The organism is Parasutterella sp. St.1A3 (assembly GCF_059728705.1).
Window position 1 is genome coordinate 292,702 of sequence record NZ_BAAGFK010000001.1, and the last position, 21,257, is coordinate 313,958.

Consider the following 21,257-nt stretch of genomic DNA (forward strand, 5'->3'; position numbering starts at 1 on the left):
CATTGTTGGGTTAAAGAAGCCGGCAGAGGCGCAAAGAAACAAGTTATCTCATGGTTTTTAATTTACTGCGTCTGATCAGTGCAGGTTTAGGACAAATTAAGTACATTTGAGGAAAATTACTTTTTGTTTATCTTTCTTAAATTAGTAAGAAAATATTAGGGTAAACGCTCTATTGAAGAGGTATGATATGGGATATATTTAGCAATATAGCTAAGTAGCAAATTAGCTAAACACCTCAACTTCTTCCTTCAAGGAGACCATCTCGTGAAACTTACAAGAAGAATATTCGTGCAGCTTGTCGGCAGTGCTGCTTTCATAGCTTCTTCGCCGTTACTGAAAGCTCAGGGTTTGTCCGTGAAAAGACTTCCTCTCCCTTGCAGCCCTTCGCAAGGCAAGTGGATTGGTACGACATGCCAAGGATGTACTCAATATTGTGCGATTGAAATCTTTAACCAAAATGGCAGAGCAACTCGTGTACGCGGCAATCAAAATTCCAAAGGTAATCATGGATTTTGCTGTCCGCGAGGACATTTGATTCCTCAGGAAAACTACGATCCTGATCGTATCAAGCAGCCGCTTAAAAGAACAAATCCGCAAAAAGGCCGTGGAGTTGATCCTAAATGGGTTCCAATTTCCTGGGATGAGGCTCTTGACATAGTCGCAGACAAGATGATTGAGCTCCGCAATAGCGGTGAACCCGAAAGACTGCTTTATCTAAAAGGCAGATACGGAAATACTTCTCACGGTCTGCTTTATGGAACTTTAACTAAGGTTTACGGTTCTCCGAACAACTTTTCAACTTCTGCTCTTTGTGCAGAGACTGAAAAAATGGGTCCGGGTTATACACAAGGGTTATTCTCCTATAGAGATTATGATCTCGGAAATACTAAGTGCGTGGTGTTCTGGGGTACTGATCCTTTCTCCTCAAATCGTCAGGTTCCCAATGTCATTTCCAAACTCGGTGTTCTCCAGAAAAACGGTACATTAATCACAGTCGACCCGAGACTCTCGACTGCAGCAGCCAAGTCAAAAGAGTGGCTTCCGATTCTTCCGGGAACTGATGGAGCCCTCGCTAACGCAATTGCGCATGTTCTTCTCACAGAAGGACTCTGGCATAAAGAATTTGTGGGCGACTTTGAAAACGGGAAAAACTTATTTGTTTCCGGCAAGACTGTCGATCCCGCTCTTTTTAAGGAAAATAACACTCTTGGTCTAGTCACATACTGGAACGAGGAGGCGAAGGACTGGACACCGGAAAGAGCGGCCAAGGAATGCAGACTTGACGCTGAACAGATTAAGAGAGTGGCAAGGACTCTCGGTAAAGCCGCACCCAATGTAATTGTCTGGATGGGACCCGGCGTCTGCATGAATCCCAGAGGAACCTACACCGCAATGGTCGTGCATGCATTGAACGGTATCTTAGGATCCGTTGACAATGTCGGCGGTACCCATGATCCGGCCAAATCCTTAAAAGACAGTTATCCGTCAGCCGATAAGTATGTAGATGAACTGGCTAAATCCCACGGTAAAGGCAAGAAAATCGACGGCCGCGGGGATAAAGAAATGCCTGCCGCAATGAAGGCAAAACTCGGAAGCGGTGTTGTTACGAACAACATTGCTAACTACATGCTCAGCCATCCTGACTTTGTGAAGATCATGATTAGTTCGTGGACGAACACGCCGTTTGCCGCGGCCGACGGTAAGCGCTGGGAAAAAGCACTTGCTAATGTGCCGTTCTTCGTTCATATGGTTCCGTTCCCTTCTGAAATGACACAATTTGCAGATATCGTTCTGCCGTCGACATTTAATGCGGCTGAGGGAATGGGTACAGTGACCGGCTTCGGCTCAATGCAATGCACGCGTGGACTTCAATACAGCAGCCGACCTGCAACAGAATCTGGGATGTTAAACAGGAAGAGAATGAAGTTACATGGCTCTTGGCTGAGAAGTTGGCTCAGAAAGGATGGCCGGCTCTGCTGAACTACTATGCTAATGAGTTTGCGGATCCTGAGACCGGAGCCAAGCCGACAAATGAGAAAGAGTTCCAGCTAATCACGACTAAGATTGCTTCTGCGCCTTGCTGGAAACAAGGAGCCAAAGCGATCCCCGGTGACCAGATCAACGGCTGGGAAGACTTTAGACAAAAAGGCATGCATAACTCAGCGCCTCAGGCATACAAAAAGCATTGGGGCGGTAAATTCCCCACACCCAGCGGCAAGTTTGAATTTGTTTCGGGCGCCTTAAGAAAAGTACTCGAAGACCATTCAGCCAAATACAATTCCACACCCGATCAGATCCTTGAAGCCTGTCATTACACAGCCAGAGGAATTAAAGGCTGGATGCCTCATTATGAAGAACCTCTGCGTCACGGCGACGCAGCACAGTTCCCGTTCCTGTTTATCGATCACAAGAGCCGCTTAAATCGTGAAGGACGTTCTGCGAACCTTCCTTGGATGCAGGAATTCAAAAAATGCGACGCTGGTGATCGCTCATGGGGAGATGTGTTGAAGATCAATCCTGCGGACGCTAAGACTCTCGGCTTAAAGGACAATGATCTTGTCGAAATTACGTCGCCGGCGGGCACCATTGTTACAGAGATTAAGGTCTGGGAAGGAGTAGGGCCGGGAACGGTTGCCAAAGCCTACGGACAGGGTCACTGGGCATACGGTCAGGTGGCGGCGAAAGAATATGGAAAAGTCCCTCGCGGCGGAAACAACAATGAGATTCTTATTGATGACTACGATAGATTGTCCGGAACCTCGTGCAGAAACGGTGGTTTTACAAGAGTCAGCATTAAGAAAGTTTCCAAAATCATCTAACCAGGGAGAGAAAAATGAAATTTGGAATGATCATTGATTTGAATTTATGCTCTTCCTGCGGGGCGTGTGCGCTCGCATGCAAAGCGGAAAACAACACCCGAACAAGAGGAGAAGGTCAGAGTTTCAACTGGGCCGATTTCCTTCAGGAAACCAAAGGAGCTTTCCCAAATACTACTCAGGCAGTTATTCCTGTGCTGTGCAACCACTGTGAAAATCCGCAGTGTGTAAAGGTTTGTCCGACGGGCGCGATGTTTATCAGCCCCGAGGGAGTCGTTCTCCACAATGATGAAGCCTGTATCGGCTGTCGTCTTTGTCAGAATGCCTGTCCCTACTCGGCAGCGGAATTGGGAGTAGAAAGTCTCGACGGGAAATCCTATTCGGTGATTAGTTTTAATCCAAAGGGGGTTGATCCGAGAGGAGATGCTTCGACCAGGCCTACTCTAATTGAGGGTGTCACAGGCGGAGCTCAGGAACTCGCTCGCAAAGCAGGGGCGCTTCCTGCCTATGCCAATTTGTTTAAAGCCGGTGATTCCGCTGCGCAGAGAAAAGAGGGCGTTGTGGAAAAATGCAACTTCTGCTACCACCGCACATCTAACGGATTAAATCCCGCGTGTGTGGACGCTTGCCCTGCCGGGGCCAGAGTCTTTGGTGATTTAGATGATCCGAATTCTGTGATTTCAAAGAAAATGAAGTCCGGTCAGGTTTGGAGGCTCAAGGAAGATAAAGGAACATCTCCGAAGGTCTTTTATATGGGTCAGTATTCTCCGCGAGGATAAGCATTTGATGTTTTAACACGGAAGAGGCTTTGTGCCTCTTCCGTCCGATTTAAGTTTAATTATGCAAACTTCACCGCTGAATCTTGTGCTTGTTGGCTTGTTTGAGCCAAGCGACGAAATTAGAGAGTTACATGTGTTTAATAGAGCCGCGGAATCTTTGGAGGATGGGCTGGCCGAAAAAGCACGTCTTCTAGATGCGCTGTATAGCCAGGGGACTCGTGACAAACAGGCTTTTGAAGAAATGCTGCTGGAGTACACCAGATTATTTCTCAGTCCCGGGCAGCCGCTGGCAAGAAACTACTTAACGTGCTGGAAGAACGAACTGGGCAGTAATGTTCTCGAGGACTACTTATCTTATTCTCGTCTTTAGTTTGTAAAAATGAAACAAAACCCTCTTAATTCAGAGGGTTATATCATTTTTTGAGCAGACAAAAGTCACTTATATTGGCAATCTGACTCCGAGACGCTTTGTAATGTCAACCACGGTGGTGAGTGTTGGGAGTGGTTCAACCCCAAAGACAGCCATCACTTTTTCGGCTTCTTGGTTCAGATCCACGCTCTTAGAGTAGCTGCTTTCCGGTTTCTCCAGCTTGTTCTCCCGTTTTAAGGTACAGCTTCACCTTGTTTTTTACCCCTTCAATCGGAGAGACTGTCGGAGACATCAGTAATTCAACCATCATCTCCGGAGAGTACTCTATAGCTGCCTCACGAAGCTTAAATGCCATGAACCTCTCCAAAGCCAATGCCAGAACACAAACAACAAAGTGACCCCTGATATGTGCCTCTGTTCTTACATAAATCGGTCTCGTACACAGTACTGACTTCATTACTCGGAAGCAGTTCTCTATCTTCCATAATTCTCTCAGTCTCGAGTAAATCTCCTCATCACTTAAGTCTTCGCAGCAAGTAATCAACCCGTAATAGCCTGCAAATCTTATTTTCCGTTCATAAAGCTCACGGTTTAGTTCATAACGCTCCTCTTGAGCTTTTTTATCCGGATCCGACTGCTTTACTCTTTTCAGAAATTGTCTCGAGCCTCGTTTAAATGAGGCATCAATTCTGCCGCTGCCGGCGCTCATCATCTTCTTGGCTTGCTCCCATTGCAAATTTAATTCCTTCATGTCGTGGGCATACCGCTTAGCCGACCAAGTCACTATCAAACGCGGGTTAACAACCTCTCGTGATTCTTTTTGTTTAACCGCTTCAGGACAGTCCATTGTCTTCATCTTCCATGACATCTCGCCTGTTTCTGAATCAAATTTATATTTCCAGCCGTCCTCGCTAAACAAGTTATCCAACTCTTTGCTGCTGAGCCGGTGAAGACTGTGCGCCACGATAAAGGCACAGTCGTTTTCAATCAGCTTGGAAAGATTCTCTTTGCTGTTAAGTCCTCTGTCAGCCACAACGATGGGTTTGCCCTGCGGACATTTCTGCCGGAACGACTCAACAACCTTCATTAAAGTTTTAACTTCTGCCGTATTGCCGCGATAGACTTCATAGTCCAGAGGAATGCCGCAGCGATCAATTAATAAACCGAGAAGAACCTGTGTCTCATGAGTCCGGTGCTCTTTACTCATGCCTCTTTCGCGTAAACAATCAGGTTCAAAGCTCTCAAAATAGAAAGTGGTTACGTCATAAAAGACTAAGGAACAATCCCGCGCAATTTCCTTGGATACAGCTTCATCAAGTTTTTTGATGATGGTCGTTTTAGAAGCAGCAAGAATGTCTAAAGCTTCGTAGTGTTGATCCAGTGATACAGAGTCAAACTTGAACAAATGGCGCGGACATTGTCTTCTCATTCCCCGCCGGCTCATGGGACTGAGAATACGGCTGGCCACTTGATAGAACACGGCCAAATCTAAATCCCAAGAAAGTTTTCTGTTGTATCCGGCCTTACGGAACCATGCGTTTAAGCCAAGCTTTCCCCAGACTTTTCGTATGGGAGCCATCCCGTAATGCAGCCGAGGAGCTGAGGCAGCTGCCGAAGAATCAGAAACCGCAGGCGCAATCCGCCGAACCGCAGCCTCTTGGAGTTGTTCTGCACGTGAGGCATCCGAGCGCAGAGCTTTGACTCTGTCTTTTAAAGATTGAAGGTAGTTTGGATCCTCCTTCATTTTTTCAGAAATATCTCCTAAAGCTTCCAAAGTCCGAGAAGAGTTCTTGCGGGTAACCGGGTCTCGAAAGGTTTCGATGATGCTGGCGTAGTAGTGAGAACCTCGTTTATAGTGCTGCAGAGTAATTGTAGGCATAGACTCTCCGGAATCAGATTTTTACTCATTATATCATAAAAGTAAAACATAAGCATAATATAAAGTAAATATAAGTTAAATCTGTCTTCTAAAAAAATGGGAACAATTAAGCAACCACGGGGGTTGGGGAAGAATTTACGAGGCTAAAGACAGGAGGTTTGGAGGCTCAAGGAAGATAAAGGAACATCTCCGAAGGTCTTTTATATGGGTCAGTATTCTCCGCGAGGATAAGCATTTGATGTTTTAACACGGAAGAGGCTTTGTGCCTCTTCCGTCCGATTTAAGTTTAATTATGCAAACTTCACCGCTGAATCTTGTGCTTGTTGGCTTGTTTGAGCCAAGCGACGAAATTAGAGAGTTACATGTGTTTAATAGAGCCGCGGAATCTTTGGAGGATGGGCTGGCCGAAAAAGCACGTCTTCTAGATGCGCTGTATAGCCAGGGGACTCGTGACAAACAGGCTTTTGAAGAAATGCTGCTGGAGTACACCAGATTATTTCTCAGTCCCGGGCAGCCGCTGGCAAGAAACTACTTAACGTGCTGGAAGAACGAACTGGGCAGTAATGTTCTCGAGGACTACTTATCTTATTTGCAGAGCAAGGGATTTGAGATAGAAGAGGATGTCAGAGAACTTCCGGAGCATATTGTTCCCGTTCTTGAAGTGTATGAATTATTAGACGAAGAAGAAAAGCAGGAATTCTTTGAAAAATTCCTGAGTAATTTCATCCTAAAATGGTCTAGCCTTCTAACGGAAGAGACAACACATAAATTTTATAAAGAGTTAGGAAAGTTCTTTTTTGAATGGGGTAATTTGGAGGCAAAAAAATATGGCAAAATTTCCTGAAATATACGAGGGGCAGGCAAAGATATTTAAGGCCATTGGTCACCCTGCACGGTTAATGATGGCTGAAGCTTTGCTTGAAGGACCAAAAACTGTAACGGAGCTTGCCGCCTTAGTTCAATTGGAAATGCCGACTGTTTCACGTCATTTGGCTGTGCTGAAAGAGGCCCAGATTGTTAAGTCAGAGAAAAAATCCAATTCCATTATTTACTCTGCTGAAATGTCTTGCCTGAAAAGCTTCCTGCAGTGTTCAAAAAACTTTATCTCAATGAGCCGAATCACAAAAAAACTCTGAAGTCTGTACTGAGGAAACCTGTTTAATTATGCGTATAGATAACGCATAAACGCAATTTGTATCATCTATGTTGTCTTATTTGCTGTACTTTTTAAAGCTGACCGCTGAGCTTGTCGGTCTTTTTTTTGCAATTTCCTTTTTAGTCGGACTTGGCAGATACTTCATAAATCCCAGAAGCAGACTCTTTCAGTATGCAGGGAAAAACAAACTGCTTTCGGCGGCTTGCGGAGCTCTTGTCGGGGCAGTCACGCCTTTTTGTTCATGTTCTACGATCCCATTGTTTGTGGGTTTTATCAAATCAAAAGTGCCGTTTTCAACTTCGGTAGCCTTTCTTATTTCTTCTCCCATTTTGAATCCTGCGATCCTTACACTTATGGGAGTTTTCTTCGGAGCTAGGGTTGCGGTGCTCTATGGCTTGTGCACCTTTTTCTTTGCGGTTTTCTTTGGTCTTCTCTTGGAGCGTCTTGGTTTTGAAAAGGAAGTCTATGACGTGAATATTACGGGCGGAAGTGAGGAGTCTCTCAGTTGGGCAGAGTTAAGCGGAACGACCGGAGAGAAAATCCGTACTGCTCTTCGAAATTCTCTGATTGGTTCTTTGCTTTTGCTTAGAAAAGTATTTCCGTATCTTCTATTTGGCGCTGCCATTGGAAGCGTCATACACGGAGTACTTCCGGTTTCCGTGGTTCAAAAACTTTCTTCGATCCCCGGCTGGCTAAGTATTCCCGTTGCAGCTGTCGTTGGTATTCCTCTTTACCTAAGGACCGAAACAATTATTCCGGCGGCGACCATTCTTCAAAGCTGCGGTTTAGGTCCGGGTGTTTTAATCTCATTGATGATCGGAGGCGGAGGAGCCAGTATCCCGGAAGTCTCATTACTGAGTTCGATCTTTACGAAAAAGATGCTTACCGCCTTTCTGTTATCGGTTTTTATTGTTGCCTGCACCACAGGCTTTATTTTCAATCAGCTATTAGGTTAATTAGTTATGTCGGATTTGAAATCTCTATTCAAAAAAATTTTCATTGCACCCGAAAAGAAGTGCTGCTGCCAGATGAGTATCACTAAAGTGGAAACGAGTGGGAGCTCCGCTTCTAAAGAGGAATCCAAACTGAGGAAAGCTCAGTCTACGAAGGAGACCGCAAAATAATTTGTTTCTGAAGCCAGGACGGAGTGTTTAGCGGAGAATATTTTATTTGTCGAAAATCTTCACATTTTTGTTATATAAGCAGTGAGTTTGAGTATTCCCTCAAACGGTCCTCGGCTTTAGAATGTCGTGAACTTTTTTAAGGAGGATCCGAATATGTGTACTACTTTTATTGTTGGCGGCAAATGTTCTGCAGACGGTTCATTCATCATGGCCCGCAGCGCGGACAGCTCCGCCCTTAAGGCCCAGCTGTTTCTTATTCACCCGGCCAAGGATTATGCCGCCGGCGAAATGTATCGCACAAAGGATCATAATGGCGCAACGGATTTTGTTTACCCGCAGCCCGCTCACGCGATGCGCTACACCTCCGTTCCGAACTGGCAGACCAAACTGCACGGCGCTGTCGGCTTTAACGAAGTCGGTCTTGCCGTTACGGGAACCGAGTCGATTTTTGCGCGTGACGATGCGCTCGCGATCGACCCGTACAACAAAGAGTCCGGCATTACCGAAGATGACATCATCGATATCATTCTTCCTCGCGCCAAGACCGCTAAGGAAGGCGTAGAGCTCCTCGGCAAGATTATCGAAACTCACGGCGCCGGCGAAGGCTTCGGTGTCGGCTTCTGCGACGACAAAGAAATCTGGTATCTCGAAACCGGTACCGGCCATCAGTGGTTTGCTCAGTGTATTCCTGATGACGTTTACTTTGCTTCCGGCAACCAGGGCCGTCTGAGCTTCTATGATCCTGAAGCTCAGGATCAGCTCGCAAGCCCGACATTGGTTGAGTTCGCTGAAAAGAACGGCTTCTATGATCCGGCCAAAGGTCCCTTTGATTTTGCAGCCGCTTACACCCGCAATGACGAGCGCGACCGTATTTACAATGACCCGCGCGTCTGGCAGATTCAGAAGCTCTTTAATCCGTCTGTGATTCAGCCGGTTGATGACGGCAGAGAATTTGCAGTCTTTATGAAGCCGGAACGCAAACTCAGCGTTGAAGACGCTAAGCGCGTGATGCGAGACCATTTTGACGGTTCCGAACACGATCCGTATTCAAACGGCCTTAACGGTAAAGAACCGTGGCGTCCGGTCAGCGTTTTCCGTACATACGAAGCGCATGTGGTTCAGGTTCGTCCTTGGATGCCGCATGCGATCGGCGATGTGATCTATATCGCTTTCGGTATGGCTGATCTCTCCTGCTTCATGCCGTTCTATCAGGGTCTCGAATCTGTTCCGGAACACTATCAGATCGGTACGGATCAGGCTGACAGCGCTTCTGTTTACTGGAAGTTCCGCAAACTTCAGACACTCGTTATGACGAACTATGAAGTTTATGCGCCGCTCGTTAAGAAGGCGTTTGCCGAACAGGAACAGGCGCTCAGCGCCAAACAGGCCAAGCTGGAAGAAGAATACATGGCTCTTGTTAAGACAGACAAAGAGGCTGCGACAGCTCTGCTGCAGAAGGTCAACCTTGAAATGCTTGCCGAAACAGAAGCTCTGTGTGAAAAACTGACCAACCAGGTCTTCACGCTCGCGACAGAAACGATTCAGAAGGACATCTTCTTTGCCAATCGTTCCAAGAAAGACTAATTAAGTCATCGCATAAAAATCAGCCCGCAAGATTCGCTCTGCGGGCTTTTTTTGTCGGCGAAGAATTCATGCAAACAAAAAACGGAGCTTGCGCGCTCCGTTTTTTGATTAGGAACATAATTATTTCTTAGCTTCAGCGGTTTCCCAAGCTTTGGCAGGATCAGGCCATTTGCCGGTTTCTTTGATAATTTCATCAGCCTGTTTGTAGTTATGGCCGGCGATCTTATGGCACATGACGCAGTTGGTGGGTTTGTCAATGAAGCCCTTGTGCATTGCAGCAATCATCGGTTTCTTAGCGTCATACATTTCAGCAAGATTGTGGCAGCCGCGGCAGTTTCTGAAGTTGTTGCCGGTCATTGTGTCGACCACTCTCTTGGAGAGTTCAGCACGTTTTTCGAGCCACATCTGAGGTGTGTTGAGAGTGCCGCGAAGTTCGCCGAAACCGGAAATGGAACCGGCTTTAGCTTTTGCGAAAAGCAGTTCAACGTAGGCAACCGGGGTCAGCGGACGGTTGGTTTCGTTAAGCAGGTGGCAGTCGGAGCAGCCGGCGGTATAGCCGGAGGGAGTACGGGCGTGCTGGCCCTGTTTCCAGGCGTAAGTTACGCCGTCCATAGAGTGGCACCAGCCGGTACAGAACTTGTCAGTGCCCGCCCACTGGACGACACCGACGGTGGCGGCGGTAAGAAGAATACCGACAACGACACCAATGACGAGAAGCCAAAAGGTTCCCCATTTACTGGCCTGAGACATATGATCAACTCCTTTGTTCTATTGAGCAGTTTTTAGCGCTCTTTACAGCGGTTGTGAGGACGAGCAGATGAGGTGTATCTGATCGTAACCTCATAATATTATTTTAAGGATTATACAAACAAGTATGGCGCTTTGATTATTTCTTAGAATTTTCCCTGATAATTTTTTGAAGAATTAAAGGAGTCATGAAGACGTATTACCCAAAAAGTGCGAGCACAACAGCTTGCTCGGGGATATGGGCGTAGGCGTCTGAACCAACAGATAACCCATTGGATTTATGAGCAAAACCAACGACATTAAACCCATTGGGAAGGCGGATTGTCACTTCGCCTCCTTTTTCTTTGGGAGGAAGTCGTACCACTTGGCCTTTCAGGCAGCAGCTTTTGGGTTCCGCTTCCGGGTCCAAATTAATCGTTGCGCCGGAGGCCTTAAATAAAGCTAAGATTTTGTCCCCGGTCTTAAGGTCCAGCAGTTCCCGGCTTTCTATCGTGATGCTCGACCGCAGGTATTCTCCTTCGCAGATTTTGAGTTTTACCTTGGTCATCGACATTCCGCCGTGCATATCTTCCACAACACAGGGAATGATGTTGCGGATACTCATTTTCAGAGTGTTTGCGGCAAGCGCCGCAAGTCCGCTGCTGCCTTTGTTTTCAATATCGATAATGAGCTGGTCTCTGAGTTTGCTCAGAGCGGCCGCGGCTTCAAGTACGGATTCTCCGGCTTCCGTCAGGCGCGCGCCGCCTCCGGAAGAGCCTCCGACGATTTTTTCAACGAGCGGAACACCCGCAAGCGCGGACATATTTTCAATAGCCTGCCATGCGGCCTTATAACTGATGCCGGCACTTCGGGCGGCTTCAGAAATGCTCCCGCACTGCTTGATTTTGCGAAGCACGTCCACGCGCTTGTCGACAACGTTCTGAGATAAAGCGTTCGAAATATTGAGCATCATAATTAAGACTAGCAGTGTTGTATTTTTTCGCTATTCCATATTAGAATAGCGAAATATTCTATTACTTATTGTACTTGCTTCCATGAAAACTTTCACATTTATCTCCATCGCTGCGCTTATCTTTTGCGGTTCTGCGCAGGCAGCAGATATCAATATTGCTGTGGCTGCAAATTTCACAGCTCCTATGAAAGATATTGCCGCTGTATATGAAAAGGAAACCGGAAATAAAGTTCTTGCTTCTTTTGGCGCGACTGGTCAGTTCTTTGCTCAGATCCGCAACGGCGCACCTTACCAGGTTCTTTTTGCCGCTGATGCTAAAACACCCAAGAAGATTGAAGAAGAGGGTCTTGGTGTTAAGGGAAGCGCAAAACCATATGCTTACGGCAAGTTGGTGCTGTGGAGTGCTGCTCCTGACTTCGTAAAGGAGAGCAAGAAGTTTCTTCTTGAGCCTGCGGTGAAGAGGATTGCGGTTGCCGATCCCAAGCTTGCGCCTTATGGTGAGGCGGCTTACCAAACGCTTGAGAAGTGGGGCATGCTTGACAAGGTTAAAGACAAGTTTGTCACAGGCGATAATATTGGTAAGACCTATCAGTTTGCCAAGACGAGTAATGCAGATGTCGGTTTTGTTGCGCTTTCCCAGGTGTATAAAGACGGTAAGATGACATCCGGTTCCGGTTGGGTTATCCCGTCGGATCTGTATGCGCCGATTCGTCAGGACGTAGTGGTCCTGAACCCCGGTAAGGACAACAAGGATGTTGCCGAATTTATGAAATTTATGGAAACCAGCCCGAAGGTCAGGGACATTATCCTTTCCTATGGCTACGGTCTTGAATAATTAACAGTAATTATGTTTACAGCGGAAGAACTTCTCCCGATCTGGCTGACGCTCAAGCTCGCACTGATCACGACGGTATTTTTAATCGCTGTCGCGACGCCGGTTGCCTGGTGGCTCTCGCACACAAATTCAAAGTGGCGTGCGCCAGTCAGTTCGATTGTGACGCTTCCGCTTGTATTACCGCCTAGTGTTTTAGGTTTTTACCTTTTGGTCGCACTCGGACCGAACGGTCCCTTGGGAAAGCTAACGGAAGCGCTCGGTATCGGCATTCTGACGTTTACTTTTCCGGGACTTGTGATCGGCAGCATTGTTTACTCAATGCCTTTTGCCGTCCAGCCGCTGCAGGCTGCGTTTGAGTCGATCGGAAAAAGGCCGCTGGAAGTGGCGGCGACATTAGGCGCTCGTCCATGGGATGCCTTTTGGAATGTTGTCGTACCGTTGGCGCGTCCGGGTTTTGTGACGGCAGCGCTTCTGACATTTGCTCATACGATCGGCGAATTTGGGGTGGTTCTAATGATCGGCGGGAATGTTCCCGGAAAGACTCAGGTCGTGTCAACCGAGATCTATAGTTACGTCGAGGCTATGGAGTACGGGAAAGCGCATTGGCTTGCCGGTGGGATGGTAGCTTTCAGCTTTATCGTACTGCTCGGGCTGACACTTCTGAATCGCAAAAATGAGCGTGTAATGCTATGACGGAAAATTGTAGCGCATCTTTACTTCTCAAGCGTGCAGACGGTTTCGAGCTGGATTGTTCTTTCAGCTTTCCGAATAAAGGAATCACGGTCCTATTCGGAGAGTCGGGGTCCGGCAAAACAACGGTGCTGCGGTGCGTTGCCGGACTGGAGAGAGCCCTCGGGCAAGTTCGGATCAGCGGACAGCTTTGGCAGGATGATGCGTGCAATATCTTTTTGCCGACATGGGACAGGCCGCTTGGGTACGTCTTTCAGGAGGCATCCCTTTTTCCTCATTTGACCGCAAAGCAGAATATCGAGTTCGCCGTGCGCCGCTCAAAGAGCGAGAATGCGCGCAGGCGAATGGACGAAGCCATCGATCTGCTTGGAATCGGTCACCTCATGAATCGCCGTCCTGCGGAGCTTTCAGGCGGCGAAAGACAGCGCGCCGCGATTGCACGCGCCGTTGCGACAGAGCCCGCAATTATGCTGTTTGATGAACCGTTGGCGGCGCTCGATTTCAAACGAAAAAATGAAATTCTTCCCTGGCTGGAGCGACTTCGCGAGAGTCTTAATATCCCGATGCTTTATGTGACGCATTCGGCCGAAGAGGTTATGCGTCTGGCCGATCATCTGGTTGTGATGGAGCAGGGCAAAATCAAATCCTCGGGAGAGCTACAGTCGGTTCTGACCAACATTGATATTCCGGTGAAAGTCGGAGAAGATTCCGGCGCGCTTCTGAGAGGCGCTGTGGATTCGATCGATGAACAGTGGAATCTTGCCGCGGTGCGCTCCTCAGGCGATCTCATGCTTTGGGTCAGCGCTGACGGCCTGAAGGTCGGCGATAAGATTTCGATGACGATCCCCGCAAAGGACATTGTGGTCTCGCTGGAAAATCCCGCACATCTGTCGGTGCAGAACCGACTCAAAGGCACTGTGTCCGCTTTGACCGATCTTGCTGACGGCTCAGGCGCTTTGATTCAGGTTTTATGTTCGGGTCAGACGATCGTCGCCAAGCTCACAAGAAAAGCCCTTCAGGACTTATCAATCCGGAAGGGCTCTGAGGTCTGGCTTTTAGTGAAGAGCGTAGCTCTGCACCATGTTTAATCTTCCAACACTTTGACTCTGAAAGACTTCGGTCTGCTTTCCGTGTAGTCAAACGGTACCTGAATTTCGATAGTGCCGCCGCCCTTAATGGCTTTTTCTCCGGAAACGACTTTATATTCTCTCGGTTCAAAAATCTTCTGTGTCTTTGCGCCGTCCGTACCTTCGAGCGTTAGCTGCAGGTTCGGAAGTTTCTGTGAGCGCATGTCCTGATTCTGAATCTGCATCGAAAGCATCCACTTGTTGGGGCCTTCAGCATCCACGCCGCTTTTGAGAATAACCGGCGTTCTCAGAGGCGGACAGTACAGATAGTCGCAGCTCTTTTCCGAAATGGAGTTGAACGGTTCTTTCTGAAGAATTTCCGGCTGAAGGAAAAGTGTGACCTGCCAAGCGGCCACAATGACGCAGCACAGACAGATCAGCAGCATGACAGAGCGGAAGAAACCGGAGGAAGAGGGCGGAACCTCGGGGTCTCCAAGATCATCTTCCGGCGGATACATGATGCCGTCGGCTCCTTTAACGCCGATTTCCGGTTCGCTCGGAGTGACGGGCGCCTCTTCCTTTTTACGCGGCTGAGAAAGCTCGGAAATGTCTTTAGAGAGCGAAGCCATGAGGGCTCGAGGATCGTTTGCGCTGTAGGTTGTTCCGGACGTGTTCGACGGTGCCGCGCTTTGCTGCGCCGCAGCCTGAGGCGCAGCGGGTGCCGGAGCGGGGTTTGCCGCCGCAGGCTTTACCGCGCCTGCTTCCTGCTTGGGAACCACACGCGGAGGAGCCTTAAAATCAGCCGGCACAATTTTCGGAATGTCGGACTTCTGCTCGCCGAACGGCGTCAGAGACGGTTCGTCAGGCAGATGGTAAGAAACATTAGTGTCGCTGAGTTTTGGCTCCATAAATCCTCACTTTGTATTTACGCGATCTGTCCTGCCAGACAGATCCAGCCGTCCATGCTCTTCCATACGGAGAGCGGAGAATCAGGGCGATACGAGCGATAAACTTCAATCAGCTCGTCAGCCTGACGTTCCAGAATTCCGGAGAGCACTAAATGACCGCCGGACTTTACTCTGCCGAGCAGAGCAGGTGCAAGGATTCTGAGCGGGTTGCTGAGAATATTGGCCACCACAACATCAAACTTTCCTTCCGGCATTTGTTCGGGCAGGTAAAAGTGCGCGTCTGCTTGGTTTACTTCCGCATTATAGTTGGCCGCTTCGATCGCCTGCGGATCAATGTCCGTACCGAGCACCTCGGAGGCGCCGAGTTTTTTAGCGGCAACCGCAAGAATGCCCGAGCCGCAGCCGTAGTCCAGAACGGATTTGCCGCTGAGCGAATGATCATGAAGCCATTCCAGGCAAAGACGCGTTGTCGGATGCGTACCCGTGCCGAACGCGACACCCGGATCCAGACGAATGTTGACGGCATCCGGGTTGGGGGGCTCATGCCAGGAGGGGACGATCCAGAGGTCGCCTGCGATTCGGGTCGGCGTGAACTGCGCCTGTGTGATGCGTACCCAATCGTTGTTCGGGACCTCAACGACGTTTTCGATGGTGGGTGTCTCAATGCCCAGTTCCTGTGCGCTGAGTTCAACGACTGCTTTGATGTTGAAGTCGTCAGGGCAGAGCACTTTCAAAAGAGAGCGGTCCCACGCGAAGTCATCAAGTTCGGTTCCCGGTTCGCCGAAGATCGGTTTTTCCTGATCGGTGTCGGCGTCTGCGTCTTCAATGGAGACGGAATAAGCGCCGTGCTCCATCAGAAAGTCAGAGAGCGGTTCCGCCATCTGTTTTGTGGCTAATAGAGAAAACTCGTGCAGCATATGAGTCCTTAACTTTGAACGGAAGCCCGGTGAGAAAGCTTTTCTTCGAGGTAATGAATACTGGTGCCGCCCTGCATGTATTTCTGATCGATCATCATTTCCTTATGAAGAGGAAGGTTGGTCGTGATGCCCTCGATGACCGTTTCAGAAAGCGCGGTGCGCATTCTGGCGATCGCCTGTTCACGAGTGTCGCCGTAAGCGATCAGCTTGCCGATCATGGAGTCGTAGTAAGGCGGAACAAAGTAGCCCGGATAGACGTGAGAGTCCACGCGGATACCGGGGCCGCCCGCCTGATGCAGCGTTGTGATGCGGCCCGGACTCGGAATAAACTTAAACGGATCTTCGGCGTTGATACGGCATTCGATCGCGTGTCCCTTAATCTGGATATCGCGCTGGCGATAGCGCAGCTTTTCACCTGCGGCGATTCGAATTTGTTCCTGCACCAGATCCACGCCCGTAATCAGCTCAGTTACGGGATGTTCGACCTGAATACGGGTATTCATTTCGATAAAGTAGAACTCGCCGTTTTCATATAGGAATTCGAAAGTGCCGGCACCGCGGTAACCGATCTTGCGGCAGCCCTCTGCGCAGCGCTCGCCGATTTTCTCGACCAGGCGGCGGGGAATACCGATAGCGGGCGCCTCTTCGATGACTTTCTGATTGCGTCTCTGCATGGAGCAGTCGCGCTCTCCGAGCCAAATGGCATTGCGGAAAGAGTCCGCAAGTACCTGAATTTCGATGTGGCGCGGGTTCTCGAGGAATTTCTCAAGATAGACGGTGTCATTGCCGAAGGCGGCTTTTGCTTCCTGTTTGGTGGTTTGGACCGCATTGATGAGCGCCGCTTCCGTGTGGACGACCTTCATGCCGCGTCCGCCGCCACCGCCGGAGGCTTTAATAATGACCGGGTAGCCGACCTGACGAGCGATTTTGATAATTTCGGAAGGATCGTCCGGGAGCGCGCCGCCGGAGCCGGGGACGCAGGGCACGCCCGCTTCGATCATCGCTTTCTTCGCGGAGACTTTATCTCCCATCAGACGGATGGTTTCCGGTCTCGGGCCGATAAAGACGAAGCCGCTTGATTCCACGCGTTCAGCGAAATCGGCGTTTTCAGAAAGGAATCCGTAGCCCGGATGGATGGCTTCAGCATCGGTGACTTCAGCGGCGCTGATGAGCGCGGGCATATTCAGATAGCTCTGATGAACAGGCGCCGGTCCGATACATACGGACTCATCGGCAAGCCGAACATATTTTGCGTCTGTGTCCGCAAGAGAATGGGCGATAACGGTTTTGATGCCCATTTCTTTACACGCCCGCTGAATACGGAGCGCGATTTCTCCTCGGTTTGCGATAAGGATCTTACCGAACATAGATATCTCTCTGGTTATTCAATGACGAAAAGCGGCTGACCGAATTCAACCGGAGAAGCGTTGTCAACGAGAATTTCCTTAACGGTGCCGCTGACTTCGGCCTCGATTTCGTTAAGCAGCTTCATCGCTTCGATGATGCACAGAGTGTCGCCCTTTTTGACTTGAGTGCCGACTTCGACAAAGGGGTCGGCGCCGGGGCTCGGGGCGCGGTAGAAAGTTCCGACCATCGGGCTTGTGACCTGAGTTCCGGAAGGCGTGTTCGCGGTGACGGCGGGCGCCGGAGCTGCGGGCTGAGCAGCCGGTGCGGCAGGAGCCGGAGCGGGAGCCGCGTAGACAACAGGCTCCGGAGCGCGGGGCGCAGCGGCAGCTGCAGCCGGACGGTTGACGATTTTGACATGATCGCCTTCTTCTGTGATTTCGATTTCAGAAATGCCTGAAGCCTGAACGAGGTCGATCAATGTTTTAAGTTTTCTCAAGTCCATGGAAAAGCCTCTTTATATAAGAGAGATAAATTAATTAGTTGTCGAGAAGCGCGTCCGCAGCCAGAAAATAGCCTTTGGCGCCTAAACCGATCACGCAGCCTTGCGCGATATCGGACAGATAGGAATGGTGGCGGAACGCTTCGCGTTTAAAGATATTGGATAGATGCACTTCGACAAAAGGAATCTGCACAGACAAAAAGGCATCGCGGATCGCGATGCTGGTGTGCGTATAGGCGCCGGGGTTAATAATAACGGCGTCAATTCCTTCTTCTTTGGCCTGCTGAATACGGTCTACCAGGTCTCCCTCATGGTTGCTCTGATAGCAGCTCAGCTTCGCGTCTTTTTCTGATACGTAGGCTGAAAGCGACGACTCGATATCCGCGAGTGTCTTATTCCCGTATTTGTCCGGTTCACGAGTTCCCAGCAAATTGAGATTCGGCCCGTTAAGCAATAATATTTTTTTCATAGAGTTATATCCCGAGCTATAGCGGGAATAAGTCAATATTTCGCAAGTATAGGGCTTAACTGTATTTAAAACATTAAAAATCTTCTCTTTTGCATGATTTTCTTTCAAATAACCTTAAAGACTATTTGGGAAAACGATGAGAAAAGATAGACGAAGATAATGAAAAATACAGGATTAGACTCGTGTCGAGTCGATTAAACGCGTGAGTCCGTCAATGTCGACGGATTTTGCCGCTTCGAGCGGAATTTGCCATGCGTCCGGAGTTTTTTCGCTCTTTTGTCTGACAGGGGGCTGTGTTTCAAATACCTTGACTCGGACCCAAACGGTCATGCGGTTGACCGCAAAGTATCCGTTCGGTTTTAAGGGCGCCTCAAAAACGACTTCTTCCGCAAATTCTTTCCTGCCGGATTTTGGATTAGGCAGAACGGTAAAGTCGACATCCCGATCAAGCAGGGCGATTTGGAACGCTTTTAAGTCCTCGCTCACCGCCTGAAGACAGATATCGGAATATTGATCGGCGCACCCGCTGAGAACGCCTTTGGTGAGCCGAGGCTGAAACGCAGAAAGTTCGCGCATGATAAAGAGCGCCGTTTCTCTGAGCTCAAGCAGTCGAAGGGCATGCCCCTGCGGGTCGTAAATGCTGTAGTGACAGCGCAGAGCCGATTCAATTTCTTCGTCTGAGGGCTGACGGAAAACCGGTACGTCGTAAAACTCCGCGATTTTGCTTCTCGCCTCGCTCCAATCCCGACCTTCGGCAATGAGTTCGGCGGTTTTTGCCGCTAATTCACTAAATTCTTCTAACTTGTTTCTATTTTTCATGAAATTTATCGATACTCAGACCGATTTTTCTTTATTTCTCTAAGAAGAGCAATCATAACGAGTGCAAAAAAATTGTGCGCACCTAAAAAGTATCAAATTATCACGATCTGCTTCTAATTAATGGCACCGTATTTGTTAGTAAGGACTCGCTTACTAAAGTTTTTCTTCAGGTATTTTCTTCTGAGTCCTCTCCGCTGTATATTGGACCCCGAACTATTTTCTGACGGAGCATAAGGTGCATATTCATATTCTCGGCATCTGCGGAACCTTCATGGGCGGTATTGCCCAGCTGGCAAAGGCAATGGGCTTTAAAGTAAGCGGCTGTGACGCAGGTGTTTATCCTCCGATGTCGGATCAGCTGCAGCAGGCAGGAATTCATTTAATTGAAGGTTACAGCCCGGATCAGCTTACACTCGGCGCGGATTTATATGTGATCGGCAACGCTATCAGCCGCGGCAATCCGCTTTTGGAAGCGATCCTGAATCAGGGCCTTCCTTATACGTCGGGTCCGCAATGGCTGTCTGAAAACATACTGGTGAATAAGCATGTGCTTGCGGTTGCCGGGACACACGGTAAAACCACAACGACATCCATGCTCACATGGATGCTGGAAGACGCGGGTCTGAATCCGAGCTTCCTGGTGGGCGGCGTTCCGCAGAATTTCGGCTGCTCGGCAAGACTGACGGATTCTAAGTTCTTTGTCATTGAAGCCGACGAATATGACACCGCTTTCTTTGATAAACGAAGCAAATTTGTTCACTATCGTCCGAGAACTGCGATTCTGAATAATCTTGAATATGACCACGCCGATATCTTCTCCGATCTTGCGGCGATTGAGCGGCAGTTCCATCATTTGGTGCGGACAATCCCTTCGGAAGGAAAGGTCATCTTTAATAATAAGAGCGAAGCGCTGCGCAGGGTTCTTGCGATGGGCCTTTGGACGCCGGCGGAAAGTTTCGGTTTGGAAGAAGACGCGGATTGGCGTCTGGTTGATCATGAGGGCTGGAGAGTTTCGGCTGGCGGTAAAGAGCTTGGCCGGATGCAGCTTGATCTGCCCGGAGAGCACAATCGTCTAAACGCGCTCGCTGCGGTAGCCGCGGCGACGACCGCCGGCGTGAGTGCGGAAGAGGCGCTGGATGCGCTCACTCGCTTCCACGGCGTCAAGCGTCGTATGGAAGTTAAGGGCGAAGTCGGCGGAATTCGCGTCATTGATGACTTTGCGCACCATCCGACCGCGATAGAAGAAACCATTCGAGCGGTTGCGGCCAAGACCGACGGAGGGCGAGTCATTGCGGTATTTGAGCCGCGCTCCAACACTATGAAGCTCGGAGCGGTCAAGCAGGCGCTTGCGCCGAGTCTGTCTCAGGCGGCTCAGGTATTTGCTTTCCAGGGGCCGTCCGTGAGCTGGGATATTCAGCAAGCGCTCAGGCCGATCGAAGACAAAACACATGTCTATAAAGATTTGCACGTGCTTGCGCACGAGGCAGCCGCTGCTGTGAATCCGAAAGACATTATTTTGGTTATGAGCAACGGAAGTTTCGGTGGGGTTCATGGGATGATCCTCGATGAGCTGAAGGCTCGTTTTGGTCAGAAAGCCTAAAGAGTCTGCGATGAGAACCACTCTGTATCTGCACGGATTTTTATCGCATCCGGATTCTAATAAAGGCAGCCTTCTGCGCTTGGCACATGAAAAGGCCGGTATCCCCTTTGAGGCGCCGGAGCTTTACATGTCGCCTAAGGAAGTCGCAGAGCTGCTGACAAAAACGGTTTGCCGCCTCGGCGCGGAAAACGTCAATGTCGTCGGCTCTTCTTTGGGCGGCTTTTACGCGGCTTGGCTTGCCGAGCATTTTGATATTAATCGGGCGGTTTTGCTGAACCCCGCGCTCGGCAATTGGGGCAAAGTGGATTTTCGCCCGGGCTGGATGCAGGTCAGCGGCATTGATAAAAAGATGTACGTGTGCGAATCCTTCATGGATGAGCTCAATGAGATGCTGGTGCGCGAAGTGACGCGCCCCGAGCGCTGCCTCACGCTGCTGAGTCTGAAGGACGAGGTTCTCGATCCGACTGTCACAGCGAAGATGCTTGCTAAGACCAAAATCATCGAGATAGCGAAAGGCGATCACAGAATTTCGGACTTTACGCCCTATGTTGAGCCGATTCTTGAGTTTCTTCGCTCGTAAGAACGGTTAAAGTAGACGCGCTGAAGAAGTTTTCTGTGCGGCAAGCGCAGAAGAAGCTGAAAACATATCTGCTCGCTTAGAATTGCAGCAGAACGAGATTTAAAAAATTTGTCGCTGAG

Annotated in this window: 22 protein-coding genes; 13 read left to right on the forward strand and 9 right to left on the reverse strand. The window is 49.3% G+C overall.

The genetic code is table 11. The annotated features are described in order from the left end of the window. The first annotated feature begins 264 nt into the window (after positions 1–264). The 4 genes from AC6I1F_RS01350 (at position 265) to AC6I1F_RS01365 (ending at position 3,965) form a co-directional block, all read left to right on the forward strand. Complete coding sequence (locus AC6I1F_RS01350; protein WP_290432860.1) at positions 265–1,980, forward strand: molybdopterin-dependent oxidoreductase; 1,716 nt, start codon at positions 265–267, stop codon at positions 1,978–1,980. After that, a complete protein-coding gene (locus tag AC6I1F_RS01355) occupies positions 1,938–2,819 on the forward strand; it encodes a molybdopterin dinucleotide binding domain-containing protein (RefSeq protein WP_290432859.1) in 882 nt (293 codons plus the stop codon). Before AC6I1F_RS01350 ends, AC6I1F_RS01355 begins: the two co-directional genes overlap by 43 nt. A gap of 14 nt (positions 2,820–2,833) precedes the next feature. Beyond that, positions 2,834–3,595, forward strand: coding sequence for a 4Fe-4S dicluster domain-containing protein (locus tag AC6I1F_RS01360; RefSeq protein WP_290148953.1), 762 nt, complete (start codon positions 2,834–2,836; stop codon positions 3,593–3,595). 133 nt (positions 3,596–3,728) lie between these two features. Beyond that, positions 3,729–3,965, forward strand: a complete 237-nt coding sequence (locus tag AC6I1F_RS01365) for a molecular chaperone TorD family protein (protein ID WP_497801583.1) — start codon at positions 3,729–3,731, stop codon at positions 3,963–3,965. 190 nt (positions 3,966–4,155) lie between these two features. On the opposite strand, the gene AC6I1F_RS01370 is transcribed toward AC6I1F_RS01365, so the two are convergent. Continuing rightward, complete coding sequence (locus AC6I1F_RS01370) at positions 4,156–5,844, reverse strand: IS1634 family transposase (protein WP_497801584.1); 1,689 nt, start codon at positions 5,842–5,844, stop codon at positions 4,156–4,158. Between the two features lie 262 nt (positions 5,845–6,106). Between AC6I1F_RS01370 and AC6I1F_RS01375 the strand changes: the two genes are divergently transcribed. The 4 genes from AC6I1F_RS01375 (at position 6,107) to AC6I1F_RS01390 (ending at position 9,708) form a co-directional block, all read left to right on the forward strand. Beyond that, positions 6,107–6,688, forward strand: a complete 582-nt coding sequence (locus AC6I1F_RS01375; protein ID WP_251451937.1) for a molecular chaperone TorD family protein — start codon at positions 6,107–6,109, stop codon at positions 6,686–6,688. After that, entirely contained in the window at positions 6,672–6,980 is a 309-nt protein-coding gene (locus tag AC6I1F_RS01380) for an ArsR/SmtB family transcription factor (protein WP_289168572.1), read from the forward strand. Before AC6I1F_RS01375 ends, AC6I1F_RS01380 begins: the two co-directional genes overlap by 17 nt. 67 nt (positions 6,981–7,047) lie before the next feature. Further along, a complete protein-coding gene (locus AC6I1F_RS01385) occupies positions 7,048–7,956 on the forward strand; it encodes a permease (RefSeq protein WP_160335418.1) in 909 nt (302 codons plus the stop codon). Positions 7,957–8,277: 321 nt separating this feature from the next. Next, positions 8,278–9,708, forward strand: a complete 1,431-nt coding sequence (locus tag AC6I1F_RS01390; RefSeq protein ID WP_290148959.1) for a C69 family dipeptidase — start codon at positions 8,278–8,280, stop codon at positions 9,706–9,708. A 120-nt stretch (positions 9,709–9,828) separates the two neighbouring features. Here the strand turns inward: AC6I1F_RS01390 and AC6I1F_RS01395 are convergent, their stop codons facing one another. Further along, positions 9,829–10,458, reverse strand: a complete 630-nt coding sequence (locus AC6I1F_RS01395) for a NapC/NirT family cytochrome c (protein ID WP_289077214.1) — start codon at positions 10,456–10,458, stop codon at positions 9,829–9,831. Positions 10,459–10,654: 196 nt separating this feature from the next. Continuing rightward, entirely contained in the window at positions 10,655–11,407 is a 753-nt protein-coding gene (locus AC6I1F_RS01400; protein WP_289173972.1) for a LysR family transcriptional regulator, read from the reverse strand. 82 nt (positions 11,408–11,489) lie between these two features. Here AC6I1F_RS01400 and modA point away from each other — a divergent pair, with 82 nt between their 5' ends. From modA to modC, 3 genes are read left to right on the forward strand one after another with little or no spacing between them, the layout of a single operon-like run. After that, positions 11,490–12,242 carry a molybdate ABC transporter substrate-binding protein gene (gene modA, locus AC6I1F_RS01405; protein ID WP_289077216.1) on the forward strand — a complete coding sequence of 251 codons (753 nt, stop codon included), beginning with the start codon at positions 11,490–11,492 and terminating at the stop codon, positions 12,240–12,242. A 12-nt stretch (positions 12,243–12,254) separates the two neighbouring features. After that, the gene (gene modB, locus AC6I1F_RS01410) at positions 12,255–12,935 is read left to right on the forward strand and encodes a molybdate ABC transporter permease subunit (protein WP_251569355.1); all 681 of its coding nucleotides are present in this window, start codon (positions 12,255–12,257) and stop codon (positions 12,933–12,935) included. Next, entirely contained in the window at positions 12,932–14,020 is a 1,089-nt protein-coding gene (gene modC / locus AC6I1F_RS01415; protein WP_289077218.1) for a molybdenum ABC transporter ATP-binding protein, read from the forward strand. Before modB ends, modC begins: the two co-directional genes overlap by 4 nt. Here the strand turns inward: modC and AC6I1F_RS01420 are convergent. The 6 genes from AC6I1F_RS01420 to AC6I1F_RS01445 all read right to left on the reverse strand — a co-directional run bounded on the left by AC6I1F_RS01420 (position 14,017) and on the right by AC6I1F_RS01445 (position 18,958). After that, positions 14,017–14,907: a DUF3426 domain-containing protein gene (locus AC6I1F_RS01420; protein WP_160335411.1), complete on the reverse strand. Its 891-nt coding sequence runs from the start codon at positions 14,905–14,907 to the stop codon at positions 14,017–14,019. The genes modC and AC6I1F_RS01420 overlap by 4 nt on opposite strands. A gap of 17 nt (positions 14,908–14,924) precedes the next feature. Further along, entirely contained in the window at positions 14,925–15,824 is a 900-nt protein-coding gene (gene prmA / locus AC6I1F_RS01425) for a 50S ribosomal protein L11 methyltransferase (protein ID WP_160335410.1), read from the reverse strand. An 8-nt stretch (positions 15,825–15,832) separates the two neighbouring features. Further along, positions 15,833–17,191, reverse strand: coding sequence for an acetyl-CoA carboxylase biotin carboxylase subunit (gene accC / locus AC6I1F_RS01430; RefSeq protein WP_160335409.1), 1,359 nt, complete (start codon positions 17,189–17,191; stop codon positions 15,833–15,835). 14 nt (positions 17,192–17,205) lie between these two features. Continuing rightward, a complete protein-coding gene (gene accB, locus AC6I1F_RS01435; protein ID WP_289172110.1) occupies positions 17,206–17,673 on the reverse strand; it encodes an acetyl-CoA carboxylase biotin carboxyl carrier protein in 468 nt (155 codons plus the stop codon). Between the two features lie 34 nt (positions 17,674–17,707). Then, positions 17,708–18,139, reverse strand: a complete 432-nt coding sequence (gene aroQ / locus AC6I1F_RS01440) for a type II 3-dehydroquinate dehydratase (protein WP_160335407.1) — start codon at positions 18,137–18,139, stop codon at positions 17,708–17,710. 174 nt (positions 18,140–18,313) lie between these two features. Continuing rightward, positions 18,314–18,958, reverse strand: coding sequence for a hypothetical protein (locus AC6I1F_RS01445; protein WP_251451916.1), 645 nt, complete (start codon positions 18,956–18,958; stop codon positions 18,314–18,316). Positions 18,959–19,193: 235 nt separating this feature from the next. Here AC6I1F_RS01445 and mpl point away from each other — a divergent pair, with 235 nt between their 5' ends. Together mpl and AC6I1F_RS01455 are read left to right on the forward strand one after the other, a co-directional pair. Beyond that, positions 19,194–20,558: a UDP-N-acetylmuramate:L-alanyl-gamma-D-glutamyl-meso-diaminopimelate ligase gene (mpl, locus tag AC6I1F_RS01450; RefSeq protein ID WP_290432585.1), complete on the forward strand. Its 1,365-nt coding sequence runs from the start codon at positions 19,194–19,196 to the stop codon at positions 20,556–20,558. Between the two features lie 10 nt (positions 20,559–20,568). Beyond that, positions 20,569–21,138, forward strand: a complete 570-nt coding sequence (locus AC6I1F_RS01455; protein WP_289184290.1) for a YqiA/YcfP family alpha/beta fold hydrolase — start codon at positions 20,569–20,571, stop codon at positions 21,136–21,138. Positions 21,139–21,257: the final 119 nt, after the last annotated feature.